The following is a 26,450-nucleotide window of genomic DNA, read 5'->3' as shown; positions in this document are numbered from 1 at the left end:
GCCGTAGCTCAGCGACTTGTCGCACGAGCGGTGGGCGTTGATCGAGTCGATGATCACGGCCCGGAAGCAGGACCGGGTGGCGCTTGCTGCCGCATGATCTGCCGGCCTGGTCAGCGGTGTTCTACCACTTCCGCCTGTGGCGCGAGGACGGGCTGGGCCGATCGCGGGGCGGGTCCACCACGAAGATTCAGCCGGCCCTGCGAGCAGGGCCGGAAGCCGTTGTCGTCGCTGGTCACCGCGGGTCAGCGGGTGACAGCCCGCAGTTCGATCCGGTCCTTGAGGTGATCCGGGTGCGCGCCTGCATGAACTGCTCGCGGCCTGACCAAGCCGACCATGTGTCGCGACGCCCCTGGACACCGCCCTGCTGCTGTGCGAGCCCTTGCTTTCTGCTCCCGACTTGCCGGTGCGCACATCCGGTTGATCGTCTCCCGGTCTCCTGGGCGGGACACGAGTGGGAGAAGAGTGGGAGATGACCGTGGCGTGGTGCTGCGGTCAGGCGCTGGGAAATGCTGGACAGCGTTACCTGTACGGCCCTGGTTCAGCCGCCGGACTCGCCCGCGTGCGGGCTCAGCACGCCCGCGCCGACGAGGACGAAGAGCAGGATGCCCAGGGCGATCCGGTAGATCACGAACGGCATGAAGGACTTCGTGGTGATGAACTTCATGAACCAGGCGATCACCGCGTAGCCCACTCCGAAGGCGACGATCGTCGCGAAGATCGTCGGGCCCCAGGAGACGTGGCCCCCCTCGGTCGCGTCCTTCAGTTCGAAGACGCCGGAGGCGAGCACGGCGGGGATCGCGAGCAGGAACGAGTAGCGGGCGGCGGACTCGCGGGTGTAGCCCATGAGCAGACCGCCGGAGATGGTGGCGCCGGAGCGCGAGACGCCCGGGATCAGGGCCATCGCCTGGCAGAAGCCGTAGATCAGGCCGTCGCGGACGCCGAGGTCCTTCAGCGTCTTGCGCTCCCGGATCGCGCGGTGCCGGCCGCCGATCTCGTCGCGCGCGGCGAGCCGGTCGGCGATGCCCAGCACGATGCCCATCACGATGAGCGTGGTGGCGATGAGCCGCAGGTCGCGGAAGGGGCCCTCGATCTGGTCCTTGAGCGTGACGCCGAGGACGCCGATCGGGATCGAGCCGACGATCACCAGCCAGCCCATCTGGGCGTCGTGGTCGGAGCGCATCGCCTTGTCCGTCAGCGAGCGGAACCACGCCGTGACGATCCTGCCGATGTCCTTGCGGAAGTAGATCAGGACGGCGGTCTCCGTGCCGATCTGCGTGATCGCCGTGAACGCCGCGCCCGGGTCCTCCCAGCCCGCGAACGCGGCGGTGAGCCGCAGGTGCGCGCTGGAGGAGATGGGAAGGAACTCCGTCAGCCCCTGGACGAGTCCCAGGATGAACGCTTCGAACCAATTCATGGGGCTTGGGCCGTCCCGTTATGCACTCGTGCGGTCATGAGGTCGAGCGCACTGTACCGCCCCAAGGTGACGTGTTCGTGATCAGGCCGGGTCGGCGGCGGGCCCCGCCGTCGTCCACCCCGGCGAGCGGACGTCGTGGCGCAGCCCGGCCCGGTCGGCCTCGCCCCCGCAGTGGGCGCAGACCACGACAGGGGTGAGCTCGGCGCCGCAGCGGTGCCGCAGCACGACGGGCCGGTCCTCGGCGTTGAGGTGGCGGTCGCCCCAGGCCATCAGGGTCAGCAGGACCGGCTGGAGCTCCTCGCCGGCGGGGGTGGCCCGGTACTCGTACCGCGGCGGCCGCTCGCTGTACGCGACCTTCTCCAGGATCCCGGCCTCGACGAGGCGGTGGAGCCGGGCGGTGAGGACGTCCCGGGGCGCTCCCGTGTTGCGGGCGATGCGGTCGAAGCGGTGCACGCCGAGGGAGACCTCGCGCAGGACGAGGAGCGCGTACTTCTCGCCGACGAGGGCGAGCGTGTCGGCGATGGAGCAGGGGCGGGCGGCGGCCTTCATGGGGTCAGCGTAGCCGGGCCGGAGCGGATGGGTTGGGAAATCAAACCCACTCGCACGAGAGGGTTTGGAAATCCAACTCACTGGGTTATGTTACCCACGAGTGTCAGTCCGGTTCTCCAACTCACTCCTCCCGGGAGCGTGTCATGCGTGACGCCGTCGTCGTCGAAGCCGTCAGGACCCCGATCGGCAGGGGCAAGCCGGGCGGTTCCCTCGCCCACGTCCACCCCGTCGCCCTCCTCTCCCACACCCTCCGCGCCCTGATCGAGCGGAGCGGCGTCGTCCCCGCCCTCGTCGACGACGTCATCGGCGGCACCGTCGACCAGGTCGGCGAGCAGGCCATGAACACCACGCGGTACGCCTGGCTCGGCGCCGGCCTCCCCGAGACCGTCCCCGCCACCACCGTCGACCGCCAGTGCGGCTCCTCCCAGCAGGCCGTCCACTTCGCCGCCCAGGGCGTCCTCTCCGGCGCGTACGACATCGCGATCGCGTGCGGCGTCGAGTCCATGAGCCGCGTCCCCATGTGGTCCAACGTGCCGCCCGGCGCCGACCCCTTCGGCCCCGGCGTCGCCGCCCGCTACCCCGGCGGGCTCGTCCCGCAGGGCATCAGCGCCGAACTGATCGCCGCCAAGTGGTCCCTCGGCCGCGCCGCCATGGACGAGTTCGCCGCCGCCTCGCACCACAAGGCCGCCCGCGCCTGGGAGGCCGGGCTCTTCGACGCCGAGGTCGTGCCGTACGAGGACGTCCGCCGCGACGCGTCGATACGGCCCGGCACCACCCCGGAGATCCTCGCCGGACTCCGCCCCGCCTTCGAGGACCCCGGCTTCGCCGAGCGGTTCCCGCAGATCGACTGGTCCGTCACCGCCGGCAACAGCAGCCCCGTCAACGACGGCGCCTCCGCCGTCCTCGTGATGGCCGCCGACACCGCCCGCGCCCTCGGCCTGCGGCCGCTCGCCCGGCTGCACTCCTTCGCCGTCACCGGCTCCGACCCGCTGCTCATGCTCACCGGCGTCATCCCCGCCACCGAGAAGGCCCTCCGCCGCGGCGGGCTCGACCTCGCCGACATCGACCTCTTCGAGATCAACGAGGCCTTCGCGAGCGTGGTCCTCGCCTGGCAGCAGGAGACCGGCGCCGACCCCGCCAAGGTCAACGTGCACGGCGGCGCGATCGCCCTCGGCCACCCCCTGGGCGCCAGCGGCACCCGCCTCACCACGACCCTGGTCCACGCCCTGCGCGCCCGCGGCGCCCGTTACGGCCTCCAGGCCATGTGCGAGGCCGGCGGGCTCGCCAACGCGATGATCGTCGAGGCCCTCTGAGACCCCGAACGCCTCTGAGACCCCGAGGCCCTCTGAGGGGCTCTAGGGAGCGGCGACCGGCTCGCGCTCCGGCACGGCCGGGGCCGCGGCGGCGGTCGCCGGGCGCCGCAGCGCGTGCCGCTTCCGCCACGCGACCACCGCCGCCGCCAGCCCCGACAGGACGATGAACCCCGCGGAGAGCAGGAACGCCGGCGACCCCGGCTCGTCCGCCCGGGCCCCGGCCACCACGTAGGCCGCCGTGTTCGGCACCGTCCCGATCGCCGTCGCCAGCAGGAACGGCACGTACCCCATCCGGGAGACCGCCGCGCAGTAGTTGGCGGCGGCGAACGGCACCCCCGGGAACAGCCGGATGGCCAGCATCGAGCGGAAACCGTGCCGGCTCAGCTGCCCGTCCGCGGCCCGCAGCCACCGCCCCCTGAGCAGCGGCCGCAGCGCCTCCTGCCCCAGCACCCGGCCCAGCGTGAACGACAGGCCCGCGCCCAGCACCGTCCCCGCGACCGCCGCCGTCAGACCGGCCGCCGACCCGAAGAGCGCGCCCGCCGCCAGGTTCAGCACCGGGCGCGGCACGAACGCCGCCGTGCACAGCCCGTACGCCAGGGCGAACAGCAGCACCGCGCCCGCGCCGCCCGCCCCGGGCCACCCCGAGGCCAGCAGCCGCTGCGGCTCGTACAGCAGCACCAGGCTCCCGGCGGTCAGCAGGACGAGGGCGAGCAGCGAGAGCCGCGACCGGGGCGAGAGCAGGGCCCGGGAGCAGCGGACGGCGAGCGGGTCCGACGGCCGGGGCACGGGAGCGAGCATCCCGGGAGAGTAACGGAGACTTCCGTATGATCGCCGTAATGTGCGCCATGTCCGGCCGCGATACGGCCGTTCCCGTCCCCGGCAGCGAGCTCGCCGACACCCTCCTGACCCGGCTCACCACGCTCTACCCCGCCGCCGGGAACCCCTTCCGGGCCCAGGAGATGGTCGCGTACATGAAGGGGGTGGCGCCCTTCCTCGGCATCCGGACGCCCGAGCGCCGAACGCTCTCCCGCACCGTCCTCGACGGCCTCCCGCGCCCCGGCGAGGACGACTGCGCCGCCGTGGCCCTGCGCTGCTTCGCCCTCCCCGAGCGCGAGTACCACTACTTCGCCGTCGACTACCTGCGCCGCCATGTGAAGCGCTGCTCGTCCGGCTTCCTGCCCGTCGCCCGCCGGCTCGTGACGACCGTCTCGTGGTGGGACACGGTCGACCACCTCGCGGTCCACGTCGTGGGCGGGCTCGTCGCCGCCGACCCCGCGCTGGCCGACGAGATGGACCTCTGGATCGACGACGAGGACCCGTGGATCGCCCGCACGGCCCTCCTCCACCAACTGCGGTTCAAGGACGACACGGACGCGGACCGGCTCTTCGCCTACTGCCTGCGGCGCGCCGCCGACACCGACTTCTTCCTCCGCAAGGCGATCGGCTGGAGCCTGCGCGAGTACGCCAAGACCGCACCCGGCGAGGTGCGGGCCTTCCTCGCGGACAACCGCTCCCTCTTCTCCCCGCTCTCCGTCCGCGAGGCGCTCAAGCACCTGTGAGACCACCCCCGCCGCGAGGCCCGTCCGGAGGCTGCGCGAGACTCGGGCCATGAGCGACAAGGGGACGCCCACGGGCGAGCTTGCGGCGGCGGGGACGGCAGGGACGTCGGGTGGCAGGACGGCACTCGTCCTCGGAGCGGGCGGGCTCGTCGGCGCCGCCTGGGAGGTCGGGATCCTCCACGGACTCGCCGAGGCGGGTGTCGACCTCACCGGCGCCGACCTGGTCGTCGGCAGCTCGGCCGGCGCCGTCGTCGGAGCCCTCGTCACCTCCGGCACCACCTCCCTCGCCGAGCTGTACGAGCGTCAGCTCGACGGCACGGACACCGAACCGGCCGTCCGCTTCGGCGCCGGGACCCTCCTCCGCTACACCCTCGCCGTGCTCACCTCCCGCACCCCGGAGGCGTACGGACGCAAGCTCGGACGGCTCGCCCTGCGCGCCCGCACCGTGGACGAGGCCACCCGGCGGGCCACCGTCGCGAAGCGGCTCGGCGACGTCACGGACTGGCCCGCCGACGGCCGGCTGCGGCTGACCGCGGTCGACGCGGAGAGCGGCGCGCTCGGCGTCTTCGACGGCCGGAGCGGGGGAGCCGGCGGTGCTGGTGGCGCGGACCGGGCTGATGGGGCCGGTGGTGCGGACGGGGCCGGCGGGGCCGCTGTCGGGCTCGTCGACGCGGTCACCGCCAGCTGCGCGATCCCCGGCGCCTGGCCGCCGGCGACGCTCGCCGGGCGGCGCTGGATCGACGGCGGCATCCACTCCACCGCCAACGCCCATCTGGCGGCCGGCTGGGAGCGGGTGGTCGTCATCGCGCCCAACGCGATGGGCAACAAGGCCGTGCACGCCCCCGCCCGCCAGGCCGGCGACCTCATCGCCGCCGGCGCGCGCGTCAAGGTCATCACCCCCGGCGCGGACGCCAAGGCCGTGATCGGCGCCCGCGCGCTCGACCCCGCCCAGCGGGGCGCCGCCGCCCGCGCCGGACGCGCCCAGGCCGCCGCGCACGCGCGGTCGGTCGCGGCCGTGTGGACGGGCTGACGGGGGAGGCTCGTCCCGCCTCGGCGGGCGCGGGCGGTCGCTGTGCGGTTGCACAATGAAGGGGTGAACGAGCAGATCCCCGTCCTGCGCGACGTCGACCACGGCACCGCGCGTCTCATGCCCGACGTGGACCGGGAGCGGGCCTGGCTCCTCACGGTCGACGGCGCGCCGCAGTCGTACGTCGACCTCGACGCCCCCGACCACCTCGAGTTCGAGTACGCCCGCAGGCTCGGCCACGTCGTCGACGGCGCCGCCGCGGAGGGTGCGCCGCTGGACGTGCTCCACCTCGGCGGCGGCGCGCTCTCGCTGCCCCGCTACGTCTCCGTCACCCGGCCCGGCTCGCGCCAGGACGTCGTCGAGGCGGACGCCGGACTCGTCGCGCTGGTCGCCGACCACCTGCCGCTGCCCGAGGGCTCCGGTGTCACCGTGCACACCGACGACGCGCGCGCCTGGTTGGAGGCGGCGCCCGCCGACTCGGCCGACCTCATCGTCGGCGACGTCTTCGGCGGCTCCCGCGTCCCCGCGCACCTCACCTCCCTCGCGTACGCGCGCGAGCTCCGGCGCGTGCTGCGCCGGGGCGGGATCTACGCGGCCAACCTGGCCGACGGCGCGCCGTTCGCCTTCCTCCGGGGGCAGCTCGCCACGTTCGCGGCGGTCTTCCCCGAACTGGCGCTGGTCGCCGAGCCGGCGGTGCTGCGCGGCCGGCGGTTCGGGAACGCGATCCTGGTCGCCTCCGACGCACCCCTCGACCTGCCCGGCCTCACCCGTCGCGCGGCCGGGGACGCCTTCCCGGCCCGCGTCGAACACGGCGACGCGCTTCGCCGGTTCACCGGCGACGCGGCCCCCGTGGACGACGCGGAGGCCGTGGGCTCACCCGTTCCGCCGGACGGCGCCTTCGGCATCGGCTGAGTCGAGCGGCGCGGGAACCACGGCACCCGCGCCGACCGCGCCGCCCGCACCGACCGGGCCGCCCGCCGGCGCGTCGACACCCGTACCGGCGTCGCCCCTCGCCGCCGTCAGGCCGTGCGGGCGCCGGGTCATGTGGCGTACGTCGGGGACGAGCAGGACGAGCGCGGTGACGAGGGTCATCAGCGCGGCCGCGCCCCACAGCGACGCGGTCCGGCCGAACGCGGTCTCGGCCGGGCCCGCGAGCGCGGTCGACAGCGGCAGCAGCGCCGTCGAGCCGAACCAGTCGTAGGCGGAGACCCGGGAGAGCTTCTCCTCCGGGATCTCCTGGTGCATCGTCGTCATCCACGAGACGCCGAAGATCTCCATCGCCACACCGCTGACGAACATCACCGCCGTGAGTCCCGCAGGATGCAGCGGGACGGCGAGGGCCGCCGAGGGCAGCGCGATCGGGAACACGCCGAGCGTGCCGACGAGGAGCATCCGCCGCGGCTTCCACCGCGTCATCAGGATCGCGCCGGCGACCGTGCCCACGCCGTAGCCGGCGAGGGCGATGCCCCACGGGCGGGCGCCGCCGAGTTCGTCCCGGGCGACCAGCGGCCCGTACACCGCCTCGACCGCGCCGATCAGCGCGACCACGACCGAGAACTGGGCGACGATCGACCAGAGCCACGGGCGGCCGACGAACTCCTGCCAGCCCTCACGCAGATCGGCGAAGAGCCCGCCGCCGGGCTTGCGCTCCGGGATGCCGCTGACGTCGAGGAACGCCCGCAGCGCGCCCGCCACGGCGAACGCGGCGGCGTCGACGGCGAGGACCCAGCCCGGTCCGACGAAGGCGACGAGCGCGCCGCCCAGCGCGGCGCCGCCGATGCCCGCGCCGTGCATCGCCATCCGGTAGAAGGCGAAGGCGCGGCTCGCCTGCTCGCCCGTGACGCTGGACATGAGCATGCCCTCGGCCGCCGGGTTGAAGAACGCCTGGCCGGTGCCGCAGAGCGCGGTGAGCACCATCATCTGCCAGATCTCGGCGGTGCCGGAGAGCACCAGGGCGGCGAAGACCGCCTGGGAGACGAAGTTGAGCGCGTTGGCCGCGACCATCACCCGGTGCCGGGGTATGCGGTCCGCCACCGCGCCGCCGATGAGCAGGAAGAGCACGAGCGGGAGGAAGCGCGCCATCGCGACGAGGCCCACGTCGCCCGCGTCGCCGCCGGCCTCGAAGACGGCCCAGGTGGTGGCGATCAGGGCGCCGTGGGCGCCGAGGCTGGTCACGATGGTGGCGGCGGTGAGCAGCACGTAGTTGCGTCCGGCCCATTCGGGCCGGCGGGTGCCGAGGGGGGAGGCGGAGCGTTTCGTCACTCCGGGACTATCCCCGCCGCCTCCCCCTCCTGCCAAACCGATAACGGTCAGGACTTCTCGGTGAGCCGGACCGTGGAGAGGATCTTCTTGATCGTCGCGTCCGGGAGCTCGTCCTTCACGCCGTCGGCCGCGTAGAGCACGAAGGTCGAGAAGTCGTTCTCGGCGTTGAGGAAGGTGAAGGCGACCGACTTGCCGTCGGTGTCGCACTTGTTGCGCTTCTTCACGTTCGGCGCGGTGGCCGTGGACATGCTGCCCTTGAGGCCGGACGCGGTGGTGAACGGCACGGCCGGGGTGACCTTGATGCTCTTCTCGGGCATGTGCTGCGCGAACGCGGCCCACACCCACATGCCGGCCTGGCCCCGCGCGGCGGAGGCGGTGTCCTTGGCGCCCTGGTTGCCCTTGGTGCCGGCCCCGGCGAGGCCCGTGTACTCGGGGCTGCCGCTCCGGTCGGCGTCGACGGCGCACCACTTGCTCTTGAGGTCGGCCGGGCCGGACATCACGACGAGGGGGCTGCCGTCGCCCTTCTTGGCGTCCTCGAAGCCCACGTGCATGGTCGGCTTGGCGACCTCCCACTCCGGCGGCACGTCGAAGAGGGTGCCGTACGTCGGATTGTGGACGACCTTCCAGCCCGGGATCGTCGGCTCGTACGTCGTGCCGTCGCGCGGGTTGTCGATCTCGGTGGTGGCGCCGTCGGTCGGCTCGGCCGTGCCCGCCGAGGGGGTGCCGGTGACCGGGGCCGAGGTGGTCGTCGCCGGCTTGTCGGCGACGTTCTGCTGGTCGTCGTCCTGCAGCACGAAGAAGGCGGTGGCGCCCGCGGCGACGACCACGGCGGTGGCGGCCGCGATCGCGATGAGCGTGCTGCGGTTCCGGCCGCCGCCGGAGCCCTGCGGCGGGACGGGGCCGGGCACCTGGTACTGCGGCACGGTCGGCTGCTGGTACGGGTTCGGCTGCGCGTGTCCCTGCTGGGGGTAGCCCGGCTGCTGCCAGCCGCCCTGCTGCGGGAACCCGGGCTGCTGCTGCGGGAACCCGGGCTGGGTCGGCTGCTGGTACGGGTTCGGCTGCTGGTACCCCGGCTGCTGGTACGGGTTCTGGTTCTGGTCCTGCGGGTTCTGCTCGCCCCCGGGCGGCTGCTGTCCTGGCCACATGGGCCGTAACGATAGAGGGGCGGTGACGGAGCGGCCATGCCCGGTCCCCCCGGCGGCGGGGCCGTCCGGTGCGGCGGAGGCATGGCCAAGACGGCTACTCGTGGGTAACATCACGGTCCATGAGCGCAGACCAGAAGTCCGTCGGCGACATGCTCGCCGCCACGGTCCCCATGGCCGGAACCCTCAACCTGGAGTTCCTGGAGACCACCGCCGAGCGCGCCGTCGTGCGCCTGCCCGACCAGCCCGCGTACCACAACCACGTGGGCGGCCCGCACGCCGGCGCCATGTTCACCCTCGCCGAGTCCGCCAGCGGCGCCATCGTGCTCGCCGCCTTCGGCGACCAGCTCGGCCGGGCCGTACCGCTCGCCGTCAACGCCGAGATCGCGTACAAGAAGCTCGCCATGGGCGTCGTCACCGCGACCGCCACCCTCGGCCGCCCCGTCGCCGACGTCGTCGCCGAACTCGACGCCGGTCTGCGCCCCGAGTTCCCGGTCCGCATCGACATCACCCGCGAGGACGGCGCCGTCACCGGCGAGATGACCGTCCTGTGGACCCTGAGGCCCCACAACCCCGCCAAGTGACCCACCCCCGCGGGCACGCGCGCGTGCCCGCGGGAACAGCGGGAAACCGGGCCCGCGCGCGTGCCGCCGGAACCGTGCCCCGCGCGCCCGCCCGCTCCGAACCGGACCCCTCGCCCCCGCACCCTCCCTTCGGGCGCGGGGGCGGCCGCGTTCCGGGTGCGCCCACCCCGACCACCCCGCCGCCCCCGCGCGCGCTGGACCGAGGTTCCCCTGCGAAACCCGCCACCTCGCCGCCCGCGCCCTTCCCGCGGTCGAGGCCCGGCACGGCCGAGCGGGTAGGCTGCCCCGGCGTGCCCGACGCGGGGCACGCGACCGCAGCGGCCCGCGACCGGGGCCGCGCCGGCACCACGGGAGGACCGCGTTGCACGTCCAGGAGTGGCTGGAGACGATCCCGCCCGTCGCCATCTACGCGCTGGTGGGGGTGGTGATCGGACTGGAAAGCCTCGGCATCCCGCTCCCCGGCGAGATCGTCCTCGTCAGCTCCGCCCTGCTCGCCTCGCAGCACGGCGACATCAACCCGTACGTGCTCGGCGGCTGCGCGACCGCCGGCGCGATCATCGGCGACTCCATCGGGTACGCCATCGGCCGCAAGGGCGGCCGTCCCCTGCTCGCCTGGCTCGGCGGAAAGTTCCCCAAACACTTCAGCGAGGCGAACATCGCCCTCGCCGAACGCTCCTTCCAGAAGTGGGGCATGTGGGCGGTCTTCTTCGGCCGCTTCATCGCCCTCCTGCGCATCTTCGCCGGGCCCCTCGCGGGCGTCCTGCAGATGCCGTACTGGAAGTTCCTCGTCGCCAACGTCTTCGGCGGCATCCTGTGGGCGGGCGGCACCACCGCCGTCATCTACTCCGTCGGCATCGTCGCCGAGGCGTGGCTGAAGCGCTTCTCCTGGCTGGGCCTGGTGCTCGCCGTCCTCATCGGCGTCACCTCGATGCTCATCATCAAGAACCGCGCCAAGAAGGCCGCCGCGGCGGCCTCCGAGCAGTCCGCGGACGCACCGCGGAAGCCGGAACCGGTCGCGGCGGACTGAGGTCGGCTCCGGTCGTACGGAAGGGCGGCCCCGGGACGTGCGTCCCGGGGCCGCCCTCGTTCGTGTACGGGGGGCGTGGTCACCCCTCCTTCGCGTACGGGGGCGCGCTCAGCCCTCGTACGCGTACAGGGGCCGCGGTCAGCCCTCGTACGCCTCCGCGTGGCCCTTGGCCAGGTGGAGGTACATCTCGGCGTTCAGCCGGATGCCCGCCAGCTCCTCCTCGGTCAGCGCGCGCCGCACCTTCGCGGGGACGCCGGCGACGAGCGAGCCGGGCGGGACCTCCATGCCCTGCGGCACCAGCGCCTGCGCCGCCACCAGCGAGCCGGCGCCGATCCGCGCCCCGTTGAGCACCGTCGCGCCCATGCCGACGAGCACGTCGTCCTCGATGACACAGCCGTGCACGGTCGCGTTGTGCCCGACCGTCACCCGGTCGCCGATGGAGACGGGGAAGCCGGGGTCGACGTGCACGGTGCAGTTGTCCTGGATGTTGGAGTCCTCGCCCACGGTGATGGGACCGCAGTCCGCGCGCAGCACCGCGTGGTACCAGACGCTGGCCCGGGCGCCGAGCGTCACCTCGCCGAGCACCACCGAGGTCGGGGCCGTGAACGCGGTCGGGTCGACGCTCGGCTCCCTGCCGCCGACGGCCTGGATCAACGCCTCTGCCATGGGGGTCACTCCTGTGGGTCTATACGGCCCGTGCGGCCGTGGGGGTGTCGCGCCTTCCGGTTCCTGCCCGCACCCTATGCCGCGCCCCATGACGGACATCACAGGGGACCGCACTGATCAGGTCCGACACCGCCGACTACGGTGTCGGGGTGCCCAGAAACGGAAACACGTTCTCATCCCTCGCCGCCTGGCGGCGCCGGGTCGTCGCCCACGCCCTCCAGGGCGGCTGGCGCTGGGCGCAGCAGGCGGGTGCGGTGACCGCGGAGCACCCCGGGAAGCTGCGGTTCCGGCGGCTGGGCGCGGGCACCCGGCTGGCCTTCCCGCAGGGCACGCTCTTCGGCGAGCCGTGGATCGAGATAGGCGAGTGCTGCATCATCGCCGAGCAGGTCACGCTGACCGCCGGCATGCTGCCGGGCCTCGATCTCGGCACGGAGACGGTCCTCACCCTCGGAAACGGCGTCGTGCTCGGCCGCGGCAGCCACGTCATCGCCGACACCACGATCACCATCGGCTCGGACACCTACTGCGGGCCGTACGTCTACATCACCTCGACCAACCACAGTTACGACGACCCGCACGAGCCCATCGGCCGCCAGTGGCCCCGCTCCGAACCGGTCTCGATCGGCCCCGGCTGCTGGCTCGGCACGGGCGCGGTGATCCTGCCGGGCGCGCGGATCGGCCGGAACGTCGTGGTGGCCGCCGGCGCGGTGGTACGCGGGAAGGTGCCGGACCACTCGGTGGTGGCGGGCGCGCCGGCCAGGGTCGTACGGCGCTGGGATCCCGAGCAGGGCTGGCAGCCACCGCTGCGCACCCCCGCCCCGAGGCCGATCCCGGAGGACGTCACTCCGGAGCAGTTGGCGGCGCTGGCGGCCTGGGAGGTCGAGCAGGAGGAGACCGCGGCAGCGGCGGAGGCGCCGGCCTCCTGACGGCGGCCGAGGAGTGCCGCCGCCCGGGGGGGGAGTCCTTTTGCCTCCGGGTGGTGCAGGTCACCCGCCTCCGCGCGGCGGGAGTCCTCCCCTTTCGGGTGGCGGAGGACTGCCCTCTCCGCGCGGTGCAGGACCCCCGTCTCCGCGCGGTGCAGGACCCCCGTCTCCGCGCGGTGCGGGACCTCCTTCTCCGCGCGGCGGCGCCGTGCGTCAGCCGCCCGCGATGAGGACCGTGCCGACGAGCGCGAGGCCCGCGCCGGCCGCCTGGACCGCCCGCAGCCGTTCGCGGAGGACGCCGAAGGCGGCGAGCGCGGTCACGACCGGGTAGAGGCTGGCGAGCACCGCGGCCACGAGGACCGGGCCGCGCTGCGCGGCCAGCGCGTACGTCCCGTTGGCGGCGACGTCGGCGAGGCCCACGAACGCCAGCGCGGGCAGCGCGCCGCGGATCGCCCCGAACCCCTCGGCGGGCAGCGCGCGGCCCCCGCGCCGCACGGAGAGGTACAACGCCCCGCCGCCGACGGCCACATTGGTCACGCGCTGCACGAACAGCGCCAGGAACAGGCCGGTCAGCGTGGTCGACGCCTCGGCGATGAGCGCCATCACGGCGCCGAACCCGAACGCGGCGAACAGCGTGAGCAGCACGGCCTGCCGCTGGACCGGCGCGCCGCGCAGCTCGGGGCCGCCCGCGAGGACGATGCCGACGACCGCCGCGGCGATGCCGCCTACCTGGAACAGGCCCGGCCGGTCGCCGAGCAGCAGCCCGACCGTCACCGGGACGACCACGCCGAGCGAGCCGAGCGGAGAGACGACGCCCATCGGGCCGAGCGCGAGCGCCTTGTAGAAGGCGAGCATGGCGGCCGGTCCGACGACGCCGGCGGCGACCGCGAACCACAGCTCGGGACCGGCCTCGGTCCACGCGGTGGTGGCGACGACGACGGTGCCGAGGACCACGACCGCCAGGCACTGGGAGACCACGACCACGGTGAGGGCCGGGATGCGCCTGGTGAGCAGTCCGCCCCCGAAGTCGGCGAAGCCCCACAGGAGGGCGGTGGCCAGGGCGAACGCGGCGGTCATGGGGGTCCTCGCAGGCGGGTACGGGGCGGAACAGGGCAGTACAGTGCAGTGCACAGTCGGGTGCACCTCACCGTAGTGCAGTCTGTTGAACTATGTCATCCAGGATATTGGACGGAATGTGTCGGACCTCGACCAGCTGACCCAGTCGCTCGCCCGCAACCTGAAGCGCTGGCGCAACGAACGGGGCTTCACCCTGGACGCGCTCGCCGCCCGCTCCGGGGTCAGTCGCGGCATGATCATCCAGATCGAGCAGGCCAGGACCAATCCGAGCGTCGGCACCACGGTGAAGCTGGCGGACGCCCTCGGCGTCTCCATCACGACCCTCCTCGACTACGAGCAGGGCCCCCACGTCCGTCTCGTGCCGCCGGAGCAGGCCGTCCGCATGTGGTCCACCCCGGCCGGCAGCCACACCACCCTGCTCGTCGGCACCGAGGCCCGCGGCCCTCTCGAACTCTGGTCCTGGTCCCTCGTCCCCGGCGAGGGCAGCGCCTCCGACCCGCACCCGCAGGGCACCACCGAACTGCTCCACGTCGTCGCCGGCGTGCTCACCCTGGTCGTCGACGGCGTCGAGCACACCGTCCCCGCCGGCACCTCCGCCGTCTTCGAGGCCGCGGCGCCGCACACGTACCGCAACGACGGCGAGGAGACGGTCGAGATGACCATGGCCGTCTCCATCCCGCCCGCACGCTGAGACGTCCGGCCGCGCGCCGGACGGAAGAGGCTAGCGTGACGCGCATGCGCGCACCCATCGGAGACTTCGCCGACGCCCTGTCCGCCCCCGACTGCCTCGACCTGCTCACCCCGCCCGTCGCCGCGGCCGTCCGCGCCTGGACCGGCCCGGTACCGGCCGACCAGATCCTCTACGTCGACACCGACCCGGCCATCGCCGACACCGCCGTCTTCGTCGAGCACTACGGGCCCGCGCTCCTCGACGAGTCCGCCAACTGCGTGGTCGTCGCCGGCAAGCGGGGCGAGACGACGACCCTCGCCGCGTGCGTGGTGAAGTCCGCGACCCGCGTCGACGTCAACGGCGTCGTACGCCGACACCTCGGCGCCCGCAAGGTGAGCTTCGCCCCGATGGACACCGCGACCGGCGACAGCGGCATGGAGCACGGCGGCATCACCCCCATCGGCCTCCCCGCCGACTGGCCGCTGCTGGTCGACGCGGCGGTCGTCGACACCCCGTGGGTCCTCGTCGGCAGCGGCCGCCGCCGCGGCAAGATCATCGCCCCCGGCAAGGCATTCGCCCAACTCCCCAACGCCGTCGTCCTGGAGGGCCTGGGCCTGCCGCCGGCCTGACGACACGCCGGGCAGCGGGCGGCCGGCGGGCCGAGCCAGGTCGAGCAGGGCGGCCGGCGGGCCGAGCAGGGCGGGTGGCGGGCCGAGCCGAAGCGCGCGGCTGACGTCCGACGGCCGGCGGGGCGCGGAGTCAGGGGCCGGGCGGCCGGTCGGGCATCAGCCCAAGCGCGGGATCTCGATCGCGGGGCAGCGATCCATCACCATGTCCAGTCCGGCATCCGTCGTGCGGGCGTACGCCGCCTCGTCGACGACGCCGAGCTGGAACCAGACCGCCTTGGCGCCGATCTCCCGCGCCTCGTCGGCGACCGCGCCGGCGAGGTCGCTGTTGACGAAGACGTCGACGACGTCCACCGGGAAGGGGATGTCGGCGAGCGAGGCGTAGCCCGGCTCACCGTGGACCGTCTCCGCCTTCGGGTGGACCGGCACGATCCGCTTGCCGAAGCGCTGGAGGACGGCGGCCACGCCGTAGGCGGCACGTGCCCGGTTGGACGAGAGACCCACGATCGCCCAGGTGTCACCCGTGCCGGTCAGGATCCGGCGGACGGTCGCCTCCTCGGAACGCTCCGTCGCCTCGGTGGTCGTGGTGTCGACGCTCATCCCTGGTGCCTGCCTTCTGTCCGTACGGGGCTTCCTCCGGTATGAACCCGCCGCGCCGCCGGATCCTTCCCGTGCCGGGGGACGCGGCGCGCCCATCAGGCGTCGGTCGTCCGGCACCACGTATCCGCAGGAACGGCGTTCCTCGCGCGCCGCGTCCGAAACCCGTCAGCGCCTCCGCCTCCGGCGTGTCCAGGGTGCCGGAGCCGAAGCCGAGCTCACCGGCCGCTCCATCGCATCCGGCGAGGCACGCCTCGGTCGGGCACTTGCCCCGCGGGCCCCTCCCTGCGTCGGCCTGCCCGGCGCCCCCGGAGCCACCCCCACCGTCGTGGAGCCGTCCGCCCCGGGCGGCGCCGAACGGGACACGTACGGCGCGTAGGCTGGCGGAATGCAGGAGCAGTACCGCACGCTGGCCCGCGAGGGCGTCCACGAGACCGAGATCAACCGCTCGCGCTTCCTCTGCGCACTCGCACCGGTCGCCGACGAGCGGGAGGCGCAGGAGTTCGTGGCGCGCATCCGCCGGGAGCACCCGACGGCCACCCACAACTGCTTCGCCTACGTCCTCGGCGCCGACGCCTCCGTCCAGAAGGCGAGCGACGACGGCGAGCCCGGCGGCACGGCCGGAGTGCCCATGCTCCAGATGCTGCTCCGCCGCGAGATGCGGTACGTCGCCGCCGTCGTCACCCGCTACTACGGAGGCGTGAAACTCGGCGCGGGCGGTCTGATCCGCGCGTACGGCGGTGTCGTCGGCGAAGCGCTCGACACGCTCGGCACCATCACCCGGCAGCGCTACCGCCTCGCCACCGTCACCGTCGACCACCAGCGGGCCGGAAAGCTGGAGAACGACCTCCGGTCGACCGGCCGCGCCGTGCGCGACGTGCGCTACGCCGAGGCCGTCACCATCGAGATCGGCCTCCCCGACGCCGACGTGCCCGCCTTCGAGGCGTGGCTCGCCGACGTGACCGCCGGCACCGCGACCGTGGAACTCGGCGGCGAGGCGTACGGCGACGCCTGACCGCCCACCGGCCCACCCGCCCGCCGTCCCTCACCACCACCTACCGCCTGACGTCCCACCCGCATCCCCGGTGTGGCCCCGCCCACAGCCCCCGCCGGGTTAGCGTGGGGACGCACCAGTGGAGACACCACACACATCGGCACACGCATGTCGGCACACAGGTGTCGGCACACAGGTGTCGGCACGGGCGTGTCCGCACACACGTGAGCCGACATGCGTGGTGCACACGACAGAGACATCAGGGGCGAGGAGCGGCACGCGCATGCGGGGTGGGAAGACGACGTGAGGTTCCTGCACACCTCGGACTGGCACCTCGGCCGGTCCTTCCACCGCGTCGGCCTCCTCGACGCCCAGGCCGCCTTCCTCGACCACCTCGTCGCCACCGCCCGCGACCGCGAGGTCGACGCCGTCCTCGTCGCCGGCGACGTCTACGACCGCGCCGTGCCGCCGCTGCCCGCCGTCGAACTCTTCGACCGCGCGCTGCACCGGCTCGCCGAGGCGGACGTGCCCACGATCATGATCTCCGGGAACCACGACTCCGCCCGCCGCCTCGGCGTCGGCGCCGGACTCCTCGGCCGCGCCGGCATCCACCTTCGTACCGACCCGGCCGGCATCGGCACACCCGTCGTCCTCACCGACGCCCACGGCGAGGTGGCCCTCTACGGCCTGCCGTACCTGGAGCCCGCCCTCGTCCGCGAACAGCTCGGCGCCGCGAAGTCCGGACACGAGTCGGTCCTCGCCGCCGCCATGGACCGCGTCCGCGCCGACCTCGCCGCGCGTCCCGCCGGCACCCGCTCCGTCGTCCTCGCGCACGCCTTCGTCGCCGGCGGCGCGCCCAGCGACAGCGAACGCGACATCACCGTCGGCGGCGTCGCCGCCGTCCCCACCACCGTCTTCGACGGCGTCGACTACGTGGCCCTCGGCCACCTCCACGGCTCCCAGACCCTCACCGCGCGCGTGCGCTACTCGGGCTCCCCGCTCGCCTACTCCTTCTCCGAGGCCGACCACCGCAAGACCATGTGGCTGATCGACCTCGGCGCCGACGGAGCCGTCACCGCCGCCGAACGCGTCGACTGCCCCGTACCGCGCCCCCTCGCCCGCCTCCGCGGCCGCCTCGACGACCTGCTCGGCGACCCCGCGCTCGACCGGCACCAGGACTCCTGGATCGAGGCCACCCTCACCGACGCCGTACGCCCCCACGACCCGATGGCCCGGCTCACCGCACGCTTCCCGCACACCCTCAACCTCGTCTTCGACCCCGACCGCGCCGACAGCGACTCCCTCGCCTCCTACGCCCAGCGGCTCCGCGGCCGCAGCGACCAGCAGATCGCCGAGGACTTCGTGAGCCACGTCCGCCCCGGCGGCGGACTCGACCCGGCCGAACGGACCGTGCTGTACGGCGCCTTCGACGACGTCCGCGTCGACGCCGCCACCACCGAGCGCGAGGGGGGCCGATGAGGCTGCACCGCCTGGAGATCACCGCCTTCGGCCCCTTCGGCACCACCCAGACCGTCGACTTCGACGCCCTGTCCACCGCCGGGCTCTTCCTCCTCCACGGGCCCACCGGCGCCGGCAAGACCTCCGTCCTCGACGCCGTCTGCTTCGCCCTGTACGGGAGCGTGCCCGGCGCCCGCCAGGCCCCCGGCACCACCCTCCGCAGCGACCACGCGCCCGTGGACACCCCCACCGAGGTGGTGCTCGAACTCACCGTCGGCGGCCGCCGCCTGGAGATCAGGCGCAGCCCGGCGCAGCCGCGCCCCAAGAAGCGGGGCGGAGGTTTCACCACCGAGAAGGCACAGAGCACCCTGCGCGCCTACGACCCCGCCACGCGCGCGTGGACCGGCCTCAGCAAGTCCCACCAGGAGATCGGCGAGGAGATCACCCAGCTCCTGGGCATGAGCAGGGACCAGTTCTGCCAGGTCGTCCTGCTGCCGCAGGGCGACTTCGCCCGCTTCCTGCGCGCCGACGCCGAGGCCCGCGGCAGACTCCTCGGCCGCCTCTTCGACACCCGCCGCTTCGCCGCCGTCGAGGAACGCCTCGCGGAACTGCGCCGCGCCGCCGCCCACCGCGTCGAGGAGGGCGACGCCCGGCTCCTCGCGCTCGCCCACCGCATGGCCCAGGCCGCCGAGGGCCTTCCCGTCGCCCGTACCCCCGTCGACGGCAAGCCCGGCGAGCCCGGCCTCGCCGAGACCGTCCTCGGCTGGGGCGCCGTCGCCCGCACCGAGGCCCGCGAGGCCGCCGACATCGCCGCCGTACGCCTCGCCGCGGCCGAACACGCCGAGGCCGACGCCCGCGCCGCGGCGGAACACGCCCGGGACCTCGCCGCCCGCCAGGCCCGCCACGCCGAGGCCCTGCGCCGCCGCGAGGCGCTCACCGCGCGGATCCCCGACCGGGACCGGGACCAGGCCGCCCTCGACCTCGCCCTCAAGGCCGACCGCGTCGCCCCCGCCCTCGCCCTGCGCCACGAGGCGGAACGCGAGCACGCCGCTGCCCTCGCCGCCCGCGGAGCGGCCCGCTCCCTGCTCCGCCCCGACCTGGCCGAGGCCTCGGCCGAACAGCTCTCCAGCCTGGAGAACCGGCTGCGCGAGGAACTCGGCGAACTCGCCGCCGCCCGCCGCGCCGAGAGCCGCGCCGCCGCGCTCGCCGACGAACGGACCCTCCTCGACCGGGAGGCCCGCGCCGACGAGGAGGCACTCCAGGAGGCGGCCGGCTGGCTCGCCGACTGGGACTCCCGGCGCACGGCCCTCCAGCAGCGCGTCGACACCGCGCAGGAGGCCGCAGCCCGCGCGGAACAGCTCGCCGGCCGGCTCGAACCCCTCCGCCTCCGGCTCGCCGCCGCCCGCCGCCGCGACAGCCTCGCCCGTGCCCTGACCCAGGCCGAGGAGCGGTACGCCGCCGCCCGCGAGCACCGCAACACCGCGCACGAGACGTGGCTCGACCTCAAGTCCCGCCGCCTGCGCGGCATCGCCGCCGAACTCGCCGCCACCCTCACCGACGGCGACCCCTGCCAGGTGTGCGGATCCACCGACCACCCCGCGCCGACCGCCGCCACCGCCGACCACGTCGACCGGGCCGCCGAGGAGGCCGCGTACGCCCGCTACACGCGGGCCGACGAGGCCGGCCGCGCCGCCGAGCGCGAACTGGCCGGCACCCGCGAAGCGCTCGCCGCCGCCCGCGAAGAGGTCCACTCGCTGGCCGCTCCCGGACAACCGCACCACGACCCGACGGTCGCCGAACTCACCGAGGCCGCCGAGGAACTGACCGCCCGCCACGCCGAGGCGCACGCGCTCGCCGCCCAGACCCACGCGGCCCGCGAGGCACTCGCGCGGGCGGAACGCGAGTACGAGGAGAGGGCGGCAGCCCAGCGCGAGGCGGAGCGACGGGTCGCCGCCCGCACCTCACACCGCGAAGCCATCGAGCGGCAGCGCGCCGCGCTCGCCGAGGAGCTCGCGCGGGGCCGCGGCGCGTTCGCCACCGTGGCCGAACACGCCGACCGCCTGGAGCGCCGCATCGCCCTCCTGGTCGACGCCGCCGGAGCCGTACGCGCCGAGGAACTCGCCGCCGACCGCCTCAAGAAGGCCGACGCCCAACTCGCCGACGCCGCCTACCGCGCCGGATTCACCACGCCCACGGAAGCCGCCGCCGCCCTCCTCGACGAGCACGGCCGCCGCTCCCGCCAGCAGCGGCTCGACGTCTGGCAGGCCGAGGCCGCGGCCGTCGCCGACCGGCTCGCCGAACCCGGCATCGAGGAGGCCGCCGCGCTCCCGCCGGCCGACCCGGCCGCCGCCGAGGCCGTCCACGCCGCCGCGGAACGGTCCCTGCGCGCCGCCGCCGCCGGGCTGGCCGCCGCCCGCGAGCGCGTCACCGGGCTCGCGGGCCTCGCCCGGCAGGCCGAGAGCGAGGCACGGGCCCTGGGCCCGCTGCGTACCGAACACGACCGGGTGGCCCGGCTCGCCGGCCTCACCGCCGGCACCTCCGCCGAGAACGAACGCCGCATGCGCCTGGAGTCGTACGTGCTCGCCGCCCGGCTCGAACAGGTCGCGGCGGCCGCCTCCGCGCGCCTCCAGCGGATGTCCTCCGGCCGCTACACCCTCGTCCACTCCGACGCGCGCGCCGGCGCCCGCCGCAGCGGCCTCGGACTGCACGTCGTCGACTCCTGGACCGGAAACGCGCGCGACACCGCCACCCTCTCCGGCGGCGAGACGTTCTTCGCCTCGCTCGCGCTCGCCCTGGGCCTGGCCGACGTCGTCACCGACGAGGCCGGCGGCGTGCGCCTCGACACCCTCTTCATCGACGAGGGCTTCGGCAGCCTCGACGACCAGACCCTCGACGAGGTCCTCGACGTGCTCGACTCGCTGCGCGAACGCGACCGCAGCGTCGGCATCGTCAGCCACGTCGCCGACCTGCGCCGCCGCATCCCGGCCCAGCTGGAGGTCACCAAGTCCCGCCACGGCTCGGCCGTACGGCTCCGGACCGGCGGCGAGGGGCTCGGCGGCTGAAGGACTCGGCGGCTGACGGGCTCGGTGCCCGACGCTCAGCGGCTGACGGCGCGGCGGGGGAGCGGCGAGGAGTAGACGACGCTGGTCGTCACCGACCCGAGCGTGCCGATCTTCCCGGAGATCTCCTCCAGGTGGCGCATGGAGCGGGCGGCGACCTTGATCACGAAGCAGTCGTCGCCGGTGACGTGGTGCGCCTCCAGCACCTCCGGCGTGGCGGCGACCAGGTCGTGGAACGGCTTGTAGTTGCCGGTCGGGTAGCGGAGCCGTACGAAGGCGAGGATCGGCAGCCCGAGCCGCTCGTGGTCCACCACGGCGGTGTACCCCGTGATCACCCCGGCCTCCTCCAGGCGCCGCACCCGCTCCGTCACGGCCGACGGCGACATGGAGACCGCGCGGGCGAGTTCGGCGTAACTGGCCCGGCCGTGTGCCTGCAGGGCGTCGAGGATCCGCCAGTCCGTGGCGTCCGGGGCGTAGTCGTGCGAGGGACCGTTCATGGGACCCCAGCCAACAGGGGTTTCCCCGGCGGATCAAGCCGTCCGCCGGGGAAAACTCCTGCGGGGAACGGTCAGAGCCGGGAGATCTCGTCCACGAGGTCGTCCAGACCCAGCGGCCCCTGGCTCAGCGCGGCCATGTGCCACGCCTTCGCGTCGAAGGCGTCACCGTGCGCCTCGCGGGCACGCTCGCGGCCGAGCAGCCACGCGCGCTCGCCCAGCTTGTAGCCGATGGCCTGGCCCGGCATCGACAGATAGCGCGTCAGCTCGCTCTCCACGAACGCCGGCGGCCGGCTGCTGTGCCGCTGGAAGAACTCCTGCGCCAGCTGGGGCGTCCACCGCTCGCCCGGGTGGAACGGCGAGTCCGCCGGGATCTCCAGCTCCAGGTGCATGCCGATGTCCACGATCACCCGGCAGGCCCGCATCATCTGCGCGTCCAGATAGCCGAGCCGGCGCTCCGCGTCCGGCAGGAAGCCGAGCTCGTCCATCAACCGCTCCGCGTACAGCGCCCAGCCCTCCGCGTTCGCGCTCACCATGCCGATGGTGGCCTGGTAACGGGAGAGGCTGTCGGCGACGTGCACCCACTGCGCGATCTGCAGGTGATGGCCGGGCACGCCCTCGTGGTACCAGGTCGACACCAGGTCGTACACGGGGAACCGGGTCTGCCCGTCCACCGGCAGCCAGGTGCGGCCCGGACGCGAGAAGTCCTCGGAGGGACCGGTGTAGTACGGGGCCGCGGCGCCGCCCGCCGGGGCGATCCGGGACTCCACCTTCCGCACCCGCTCGGCGAGTTCGAAGTGGGTGCCGTCGAGCGCGTCGATCGCCTCGTCCATGAGCCCCTGGAGCCACTCCCGGACCTCGTCGACGCCCTCGATGTGGGTGCCGTGCTCGTCGAGGTGCGCGAGCGCCGCCCACGGGTCGGAACCGGGCAGGATCCGGTCGGCCTCGGCGTGCATCTCGGCGCGCAGACGGTGGTACTCGGCCCAGCCGTACGCGTACGCCTGGTCGAGGTCCAGGTCCGTGCCGTTGAAGTACCGGCTCCAGCGCTGGTAACGCTCACGGCCCACGGTGTCGGGCGCGTCGGCGACGGCGGGGGCGTACACGTCGCGCATCCAGTCGCGCAGCGAGGCGACGGCCCCGTTCGCCTCGGCGCCGGCCGCGGCCAGTTCGGTACGCAGCTCCTCCGGGAGCGTGTCGGGTCGGGCCGCGGCGTACTGCTCGAACCAGCCCGGCTCGCCGTCGCCGCCCGCCCAGTCGGTGAGCTGGCCGACGAAGGTGGCGGTGGCCCGCGGCCCGCCGAACAGCTTGCGCTCCAGCCCGAGCGCGAGCGAGGCCCGGTACCCCTCCAGCGCGGCGGGGACGGCCCGCAGCCGCTGGGCGACGGCCGCCCAGTCGTCCTCGGTCTCGGTGGGCATCACCGTGAAGACGATCCGGACGCTGTGCACCGGCGAACGCATGTTGCTGACCGCGCAGAGCCCCTCGTCGGCGTCGTGCACGGCCAGTTCGGCCGTGAGCCGCTCCCGGAGCAGACGGGCGCAGCGGCGCTCGGCGTCGCTGTCCGCGCCCGGGGTCCGCTCGGCCTCGTCGAGCAGGGCGAGGGTCCGGCGCGCGAGCGCGGCCACGGCCTCCTGGCCTTCGGGGGAGAAGTCGGGAAGACGGCCGGCGCTCTCCCGGACACCCAGATGGGTGCCGGTGATCGGGTCGAGGGCGATGAGGTCGTCGACATAGGCGTCGGCGACCTGACGGGGCAGATTGCTGCGGGAACTCTCTGGCATGTGTCTCATCCTGGTGCCTCCGCCGGTCTCCCGTCACCCTCCACCGGCTTCACACGGCTGACAAGGACGCTCCCGCGCCGGGCGGCATCAGGGGCCCGCAGTCCCACTGCTGGAAGATCAGCCGGGTCTCGACGCGTGCCACCTCGCGGCGCGAGGTGAACTCGTCGAGGACGAGTCGCTGCAGGTCGGAGGGGTCGGCGACGGCCACGTGCACCAGGTAGTCGTCGGGGCCGGTGAGGTGGAACAGCGCCCGTGACTCGGGCAGGGCGCGGATCCGGTCGACGAACGGACCGATCAGTTCCCGTCGGTGCGGCCGTACCTGCACCAGCAGAAGTGCCTCCAGGCCGCGCCCGAGTTTGGCCGGATCCAGTCGCAGCTGGTGTCCGAGCACGACACCGGTGCGCCGCAGCCGGGCCACTCGGTCCAGGCAGGTGGAGGGGGCCACGCCGACTTCGGCGGCGAGCTCGCGGTAGGTGGTCCGGGCGTCGTTCTGCAGGAGGCGGAGAATGTGCAGATCGACCGCGTCCAGTACGACAGATTCGGCCATCGGCCGAACGTAGCACGGATGTTTCTCGCTACTTCCCGGTATCCGTTCACAGTGCCGCCATGGACGCCATGGATCACGCCCCTTCGGCCACCCCGAGGGCGCTCGCCACCGAAGCCGTGCACGCCGGCCGCGAAGACCTCGCCGCGCTCGGAGTCCACGCGCCGCCGCTCGACCTGTCCACCACCTACCCGTCGTACGACGCCCGGGCGGAGGCCGCCCGCATCGACGAGTTCGCCGCCACCGGCGCCCGCCTGGAGGGCCCGCCCGTCTACGCCCGCCTGGACAACCCGACCGTGGCCCGCTTCGAGGAGGCCCTGGCCCGGCTGGAGGGCACCGAAGCCGCCGTGGCCTTCGCGAGCGGCATGGCCGCCCTGACCGCGGTCCTGCTGGCCCGCGCGAGCCAGGGCCTGCGCCACGTCGTCGCGGTCCGCCCGCTGTACGGCTGCAGCGACCACCTCCTGGACGCCGGCCTGCTCGGCACCGAGGTCACCTGGACCGACCCGGCGGGCGTCGCCGACGCGATCCGCCCGGACACGGGTCTCGTGATGGTGGAGTCCCCGGCCAACCCGACCCTGGCCGAGGTCGACATCCGCGCCGTCGCCCATGCCTGCGGCTCGGTTCCGCTCCTCGTCGACAACACCTTCGCCACTCCGGTCCTCCAGCGACCGGCCGGCCTCGGCGCCCGCATCGTCCTGCACAGCGCCACCAAGTACCTGGGTGGCCACGGCGACGTGATGGGCGGCGTCGTCGCCTGCGACGAGGAGTTCGCCCGCGAACTCCGTCGCGTCCGCTTCGCCACGGGCGGTGTCCTCCACCCGCTCGCCGGCTACCTGCTGCTCCGGGGACTGTCCACCCTCCCGGTACGGGTCCGCGCCGCCTCGGCGACGGCCGCGGAACTGGTACGCCGCCTGGCCACCGACCCGCGGATCTCCCGCGTCCACTACCCGGCGATCGGCGGGGCGATGGTCGCCTTCGAGGTCTACGGCGACCCGCACGAGGTGATCGCCGGAGTCAGGCTGATCACTCCGGCGGTCAGCCTCGGCAGCGTCGACACCCTGATCCAGCACCCGGCCTCCATCAGCCACCGCATCGTGCACGAGGGTGACCGCCGAGCCGCGGGTGTCAGCGATCGGCTGCTGCGGATGTCGGTGGGCCTGGAGGACGTCGAGGACCTGTGGCGCGACCTCACCCAGGCGCTCAGCGCTCGCTCTGGCGAGCCTGCCGCTGTGCCCGCTCACTCCGGCGCGGTGCCGAGTCCAGCCGAGCGGTGATCACCAGGGTCCCCTCCTCGATCTGGTAGTCGAGGGGCAGGTTCAGCGCCCGCATGGCTGCCACCATGCCGGTGTTGGACGCCTGCGTCACGGCGTAGACGCTGTCGCATCCGGCCTCCTCGGCCATGGCCACGAGTCGGCCGAGGAGTTCGGAGCCCATCCCGCGTCGCTGCCAGTCGTCCTCGACCAGGAGCGCCACTTCGGTCTCGTCACCGTCCCACAGCAGGTGCCCGAGGGCGACCAGCCGTCCTGACGCGGTCTGGACGGCGAGGGTGCGCCCGAACCTGGGGCTCAGCAGGTGGTCGAGGTATCGGTCCGCGTCGCCGACCGGTCCGTGATAGCGCAGGCTCAGCGTGCGTGACGAGCACCGTTCGTGCATGGCCCGGGCGGCCGGCAGGTCACGCTGGTCCGCGCGGCGGACGGTGATCTCGTTCCCCTCGGGCAGGGTGAGGACGTCCTGGGCGTGGGGGACGCGGGGGCCCAGTCGCGCGTCGAGTTCGACGAGGGCACGGGCTCGGGCGAACTCGGTGGGGGTGAAGGGCAGGTAGGGCCGCTCGATCAGCAGGGTGCCGCCCCTCGGGTCACGCAGCTTCATGACGGTCTCTTCGAGCACCCCCTCGACAGGCGCCTGCTCGCCGGTCGGGCGACCGGTCAGTGAGACGGCCGGCACGGAGTGAAGGGTGCACCGGCCGAGGAGCTGCCGAAGCGCGAGGGGCAGCTCTGCGGCATCGAGGGCAGTGCGGGTGGCGAGGCCCAGGACGTGGGTGGGCGTGTCCACCAGGTCGTGGGTGTCCGCCCGTTCCGTCCAGGTGTCACGTCCGCCGGCGGTACCGATCTCATGGGCGAGATCGGCGGACGAGAGGCCTGCCGGAGCACGGAGCAGGAACTCGTCGACCGTGCCTTCGGTCAGCGGGTGGGTCTGGAGCGTGAGGATATCGACACCCAGCCGGGCAAGCGCCGTGCACAGGGCGGCCAGGCTCCCCGGGGCGTCGTCGACCGTGGTCCTCATGCGCCACAACACGGTCTCGATGGCTTCCGGGGCAGGAGCCGATTCGGCTTCAGCCGCTTGCCGGTCGGTGGGCGCCCCGGTGACGACGCCGGCCGGGGGTGTGGACGGTCGGGCGGTGGGTGGAGCATGGCTGTGCCTTCGTGCCCACCACGTGTGGAAGCCGGCGGTGGCGACCAGCGCGATGGCCGAGAACACCAGGAGGTAGGGGCCGTCAGGGCCCTTGACGATGGTCTTGGCGATCGTGTCGGCCACCACCACAGCGGTGAACAGGGCAGCGAGCTCGATCAGGTCGTGCCGCCAGTGGTGTGGACGGCGGTTGCTCTTCGAGGACGTCACATCGGTCATGACTTCACTGTGACCGAGAGGTGTTGCGTGATCACGAACGCTTTGTGACTGGCGGGTTAAGT

At 73.9% G+C, this 26,450-nt stretch carries 25 protein-coding genes; 13 read left to right on the top strand and 12 right to left on the bottom strand.

Translation table 11 applies throughout. The annotated features are described in order from the left end of the window. Positions 1-538: 538 nt before the first annotated feature. Complete coding sequence (locus ABFY03_RS06575; RefSeq protein ID WP_319007818.1) at positions 539-1,414, bottom strand: undecaprenyl-diphosphate phosphatase; 876 nt, start codon at positions 1,412-1,414, stop codon at positions 539-541. Positions 1,415-1,495: 81 nt separating this feature from the next. Continuing rightward, positions 1,496-1,963 carry a winged helix-turn-helix transcriptional regulator gene (locus tag ABFY03_RS06570; protein ID WP_319007819.1) on the bottom strand — a complete coding sequence of 156 codons (468 nt, stop codon included), beginning with the start codon at positions 1,961-1,963 and terminating at the stop codon, positions 1,496-1,498. Between the two features lie 143 nt (positions 1,964-2,106). On the opposite strand from ABFY03_RS06570, the gene ABFY03_RS06565 reads away from it, so the two are divergent. Further along, a complete protein-coding gene (locus ABFY03_RS06565) occupies positions 2,107-3,276 on the top strand; it encodes a thiolase family protein (protein WP_346169450.1) in 1,170 nt (389 codons plus the stop codon). A gap of 42 nt (positions 3,277-3,318) precedes the next feature. Here the strand turns inward: ABFY03_RS06565 and ABFY03_RS06560 are convergent, their stop codons facing one another. Continuing rightward, positions 3,319-4,074 (bottom strand): TVP38/TMEM64 family protein, encoded by a 756-nt coding sequence (locus tag ABFY03_RS06560; RefSeq protein ID WP_346169449.1) that lies wholly within the window; start codon positions 4,072-4,074, stop codon positions 3,319-3,321. Between the two features lie 26 nt (positions 4,075-4,100). On the opposite strand from ABFY03_RS06560, the gene ABFY03_RS06555 reads away from it, so the two are divergent. From ABFY03_RS06555 to ABFY03_RS06545, 3 genes are all read left to right on the top strand, one after another. Continuing rightward, positions 4,101-4,835 carry a DNA alkylation repair protein gene (locus ABFY03_RS06555; RefSeq protein ID WP_319007822.1) on the top strand — a complete coding sequence of 245 codons (735 nt, stop codon included), beginning with the start codon at positions 4,101-4,103 and terminating at the stop codon, positions 4,833-4,835. Between the two features lie 49 nt (positions 4,836-4,884). Beyond that, on the top strand, positions 4,885-5,865 hold the full coding sequence (locus ABFY03_RS06550) for a patatin-like phospholipase family protein (RefSeq protein ID WP_346169448.1): 981 nt from the start codon (positions 4,885-4,887) through the stop codon (positions 5,863-5,865). 63 nt (positions 5,866-5,928) lie between these two features. Continuing rightward, positions 5,929-6,774, top strand: coding sequence for a spermidine synthase (locus tag ABFY03_RS06545; protein WP_346169447.1), 846 nt, complete (start codon positions 5,929-5,931; stop codon positions 6,772-6,774). On the opposite strand, the gene ABFY03_RS06540 is transcribed toward ABFY03_RS06545, so the two are convergent. Further along, positions 6,736-8,124 carry an MFS transporter gene (locus ABFY03_RS06540; RefSeq protein WP_346169446.1) on the bottom strand — a complete coding sequence of 463 codons (1,389 nt, stop codon included), beginning with the start codon at positions 8,122-8,124 and terminating at the stop codon, positions 6,736-6,738. The two genes, ABFY03_RS06545 and ABFY03_RS06540, sit on opposite strands and share 39 nt — an antisense overlap. A 47-nt stretch (positions 8,125-8,171) precedes the next feature. Then, the gene (locus ABFY03_RS06535; RefSeq protein ID WP_346169445.1) at positions 8,172-9,269 is read right to left on the bottom strand and encodes a DUF8017 domain-containing protein; all 1,098 of its coding nucleotides are present in this window, start codon (positions 9,267-9,269) and stop codon (positions 8,172-8,174) included. 119 nt (positions 9,270-9,388) lie between these two features. Between ABFY03_RS06535 and ABFY03_RS06530 the strand changes: the two genes are divergently transcribed. Together ABFY03_RS06530 and ABFY03_RS06525 are read left to right on the top strand one after the other, a co-directional pair. Next, positions 9,389-9,850: a DUF4442 domain-containing protein gene (locus ABFY03_RS06530; RefSeq protein ID WP_319007827.1), complete on the top strand. Its 462-nt coding sequence runs from the start codon at positions 9,389-9,391 to the stop codon at positions 9,848-9,850. Between the two features lie 361 nt (positions 9,851-10,211). Beyond that, on the top strand, positions 10,212-10,877 hold the full coding sequence (locus ABFY03_RS06525; protein ID WP_319007828.1) for a DedA family protein: 666 nt from the start codon (positions 10,212-10,214) through the stop codon (positions 10,875-10,877). A gap of 138 nt (positions 10,878-11,015) precedes the next feature. Here ABFY03_RS06525 and ABFY03_RS06520 read toward each other — a convergent pair whose 3' ends face one another. Next, positions 11,016-11,543: a gamma carbonic anhydrase family protein gene (locus ABFY03_RS06520; RefSeq protein ID WP_319007829.1), complete on the bottom strand. Its 528-nt coding sequence runs from the start codon at positions 11,541-11,543 to the stop codon at positions 11,016-11,018. A 149-nt stretch (positions 11,544-11,692) separates the two neighbouring features. Here ABFY03_RS06520 and ABFY03_RS06515 point away from each other — a divergent pair, with 149 nt between their 5' ends. Next, positions 11,693-12,469: an acyltransferase gene (locus ABFY03_RS06515; protein WP_346169444.1), complete on the top strand. Its 777-nt coding sequence runs from the start codon at positions 11,693-11,695 to the stop codon at positions 12,467-12,469. Positions 12,470-12,679: 210 nt separating this feature from the next. Here ABFY03_RS06515 and ABFY03_RS06510 read toward each other — a convergent pair whose 3' ends face one another. Next, positions 12,680-13,543, bottom strand: a complete 864-nt coding sequence (locus ABFY03_RS06510) for an EamA family transporter (RefSeq protein ID WP_346169443.1) — start codon at positions 13,541-13,543, stop codon at positions 12,680-12,682. Positions 13,544-13,661: 118 nt separating this feature from the next. Here ABFY03_RS06510 and ABFY03_RS06505 point away from each other — a divergent pair, with 118 nt between their 5' ends. Continuing rightward, positions 13,662-14,234 carry a helix-turn-helix domain-containing protein gene (locus ABFY03_RS06505; RefSeq protein WP_319007832.1) on the top strand — a complete coding sequence of 191 codons (573 nt, stop codon included), beginning with the start codon at positions 13,662-13,664 and terminating at the stop codon, positions 14,232-14,234. 44 nt (positions 14,235-14,278) lie between these two features. Beyond that, complete coding sequence (locus ABFY03_RS06500) at positions 14,279-14,842, top strand: YbaK/EbsC family protein (RefSeq protein WP_319007833.1); 564 nt, start codon at positions 14,279-14,281, stop codon at positions 14,840-14,842. A gap of 156 nt (positions 14,843-14,998) precedes the next feature. Here ABFY03_RS06500 and ABFY03_RS06495 read toward each other — a convergent pair whose 3' ends face one another. Continuing rightward, positions 14,999-15,439, bottom strand: coding sequence for a CoA-binding protein (locus tag ABFY03_RS06495; protein ID WP_346169442.1), 441 nt, complete (start codon positions 15,437-15,439; stop codon positions 14,999-15,001). A 385-nt stretch (positions 15,440-15,824) separates the two neighbouring features. On the opposite strand from ABFY03_RS06495, the gene ABFY03_RS06490 reads away from it, so the two are divergent. The 3 genes from ABFY03_RS06490 (at position 15,825) to ABFY03_RS06480 (ending at position 20,950) form a co-directional block, all read left to right on the top strand. Then, complete coding sequence (locus tag ABFY03_RS06490; protein WP_346169441.1) at positions 15,825-16,451, top strand: YigZ family protein; 627 nt, start codon at positions 15,825-15,827, stop codon at positions 16,449-16,451. Positions 16,452-16,733: 282 nt separating this feature from the next. After that, complete coding sequence (locus ABFY03_RS06485) at positions 16,734-17,909, top strand: exonuclease SbcCD subunit D (RefSeq protein WP_346169440.1); 1,176 nt, start codon at positions 16,734-16,736, stop codon at positions 17,907-17,909. Further along, a complete protein-coding gene (locus ABFY03_RS06480; RefSeq protein ID WP_346169439.1) occupies positions 17,906-20,950 on the top strand; it encodes an AAA family ATPase in 3,045 nt (1,014 codons plus the stop codon). The genes ABFY03_RS06485 and ABFY03_RS06480 overlap by 4 nt, the downstream gene beginning before the upstream one ends. A 35-nt stretch (positions 20,951-20,985) precedes the next feature. Here ABFY03_RS06480 and ABFY03_RS06475 read toward each other — a convergent pair whose 3' ends face one another. The 3 genes from ABFY03_RS06475 to ABFY03_RS06465 all read right to left on the bottom strand — a co-directional run bounded on the left by ABFY03_RS06475 (position 20,986) and on the right by ABFY03_RS06465 (position 23,763). Then, positions 20,986-21,444 carry an Lrp/AsnC family transcriptional regulator gene (locus ABFY03_RS06475; protein WP_319007838.1) on the bottom strand — a complete coding sequence of 153 codons (459 nt, stop codon included), beginning with the start codon at positions 21,442-21,444 and terminating at the stop codon, positions 20,986-20,988. Between the two features lie 71 nt (positions 21,445-21,515). Next, positions 21,516-23,225 carry a DUF885 domain-containing protein gene (locus ABFY03_RS06470; protein WP_386723558.1) on the bottom strand — a complete coding sequence of 570 codons (1,710 nt, stop codon included), beginning with the start codon at positions 23,223-23,225 and terminating at the stop codon, positions 21,516-21,518. 40 nt (positions 23,226-23,265) lie between these two features. Beyond that, entirely contained in the window at positions 23,266-23,763 is a 498-nt protein-coding gene (locus tag ABFY03_RS06465; RefSeq protein ID WP_031006828.1) for an Lrp/AsnC family transcriptional regulator, read from the bottom strand. Between the two features lie 59 nt (positions 23,764-23,822). On the opposite strand from ABFY03_RS06465, the gene ABFY03_RS06460 reads away from it, so the two are divergent. Then, positions 23,823-25,034, top strand: a complete 1,212-nt coding sequence (locus tag ABFY03_RS06460; protein ID WP_346169437.1) for a trans-sulfuration enzyme family protein — start codon at positions 23,823-23,825, stop codon at positions 25,032-25,034. On the opposite strand, the gene ABFY03_RS06455 is transcribed toward ABFY03_RS06460, so the two are convergent. Continuing rightward, positions 24,961-26,388: a GNAT family N-acetyltransferase gene (locus ABFY03_RS06455; RefSeq protein ID WP_346169436.1), complete on the bottom strand. Its 1,428-nt coding sequence runs from the start codon at positions 26,386-26,388 to the stop codon at positions 24,961-24,963. The two genes, ABFY03_RS06460 and ABFY03_RS06455, sit on opposite strands and share 74 nt — an antisense overlap. Between the last annotated feature and the right edge of the window lie 62 nt (positions 26,389-26,450).

The sequence above is a fragment of the Streptomyces roseofulvus genome, assembly GCF_039534915.1.
Classification (GTDB): Bacteria; Actinomycetota; Actinomycetes; order Streptomycetales; family Streptomycetaceae; genus Streptomyces; species Streptomyces roseofulvus.
This window is presented reverse-complemented; position numbering and strand designations above follow the sequence as displayed.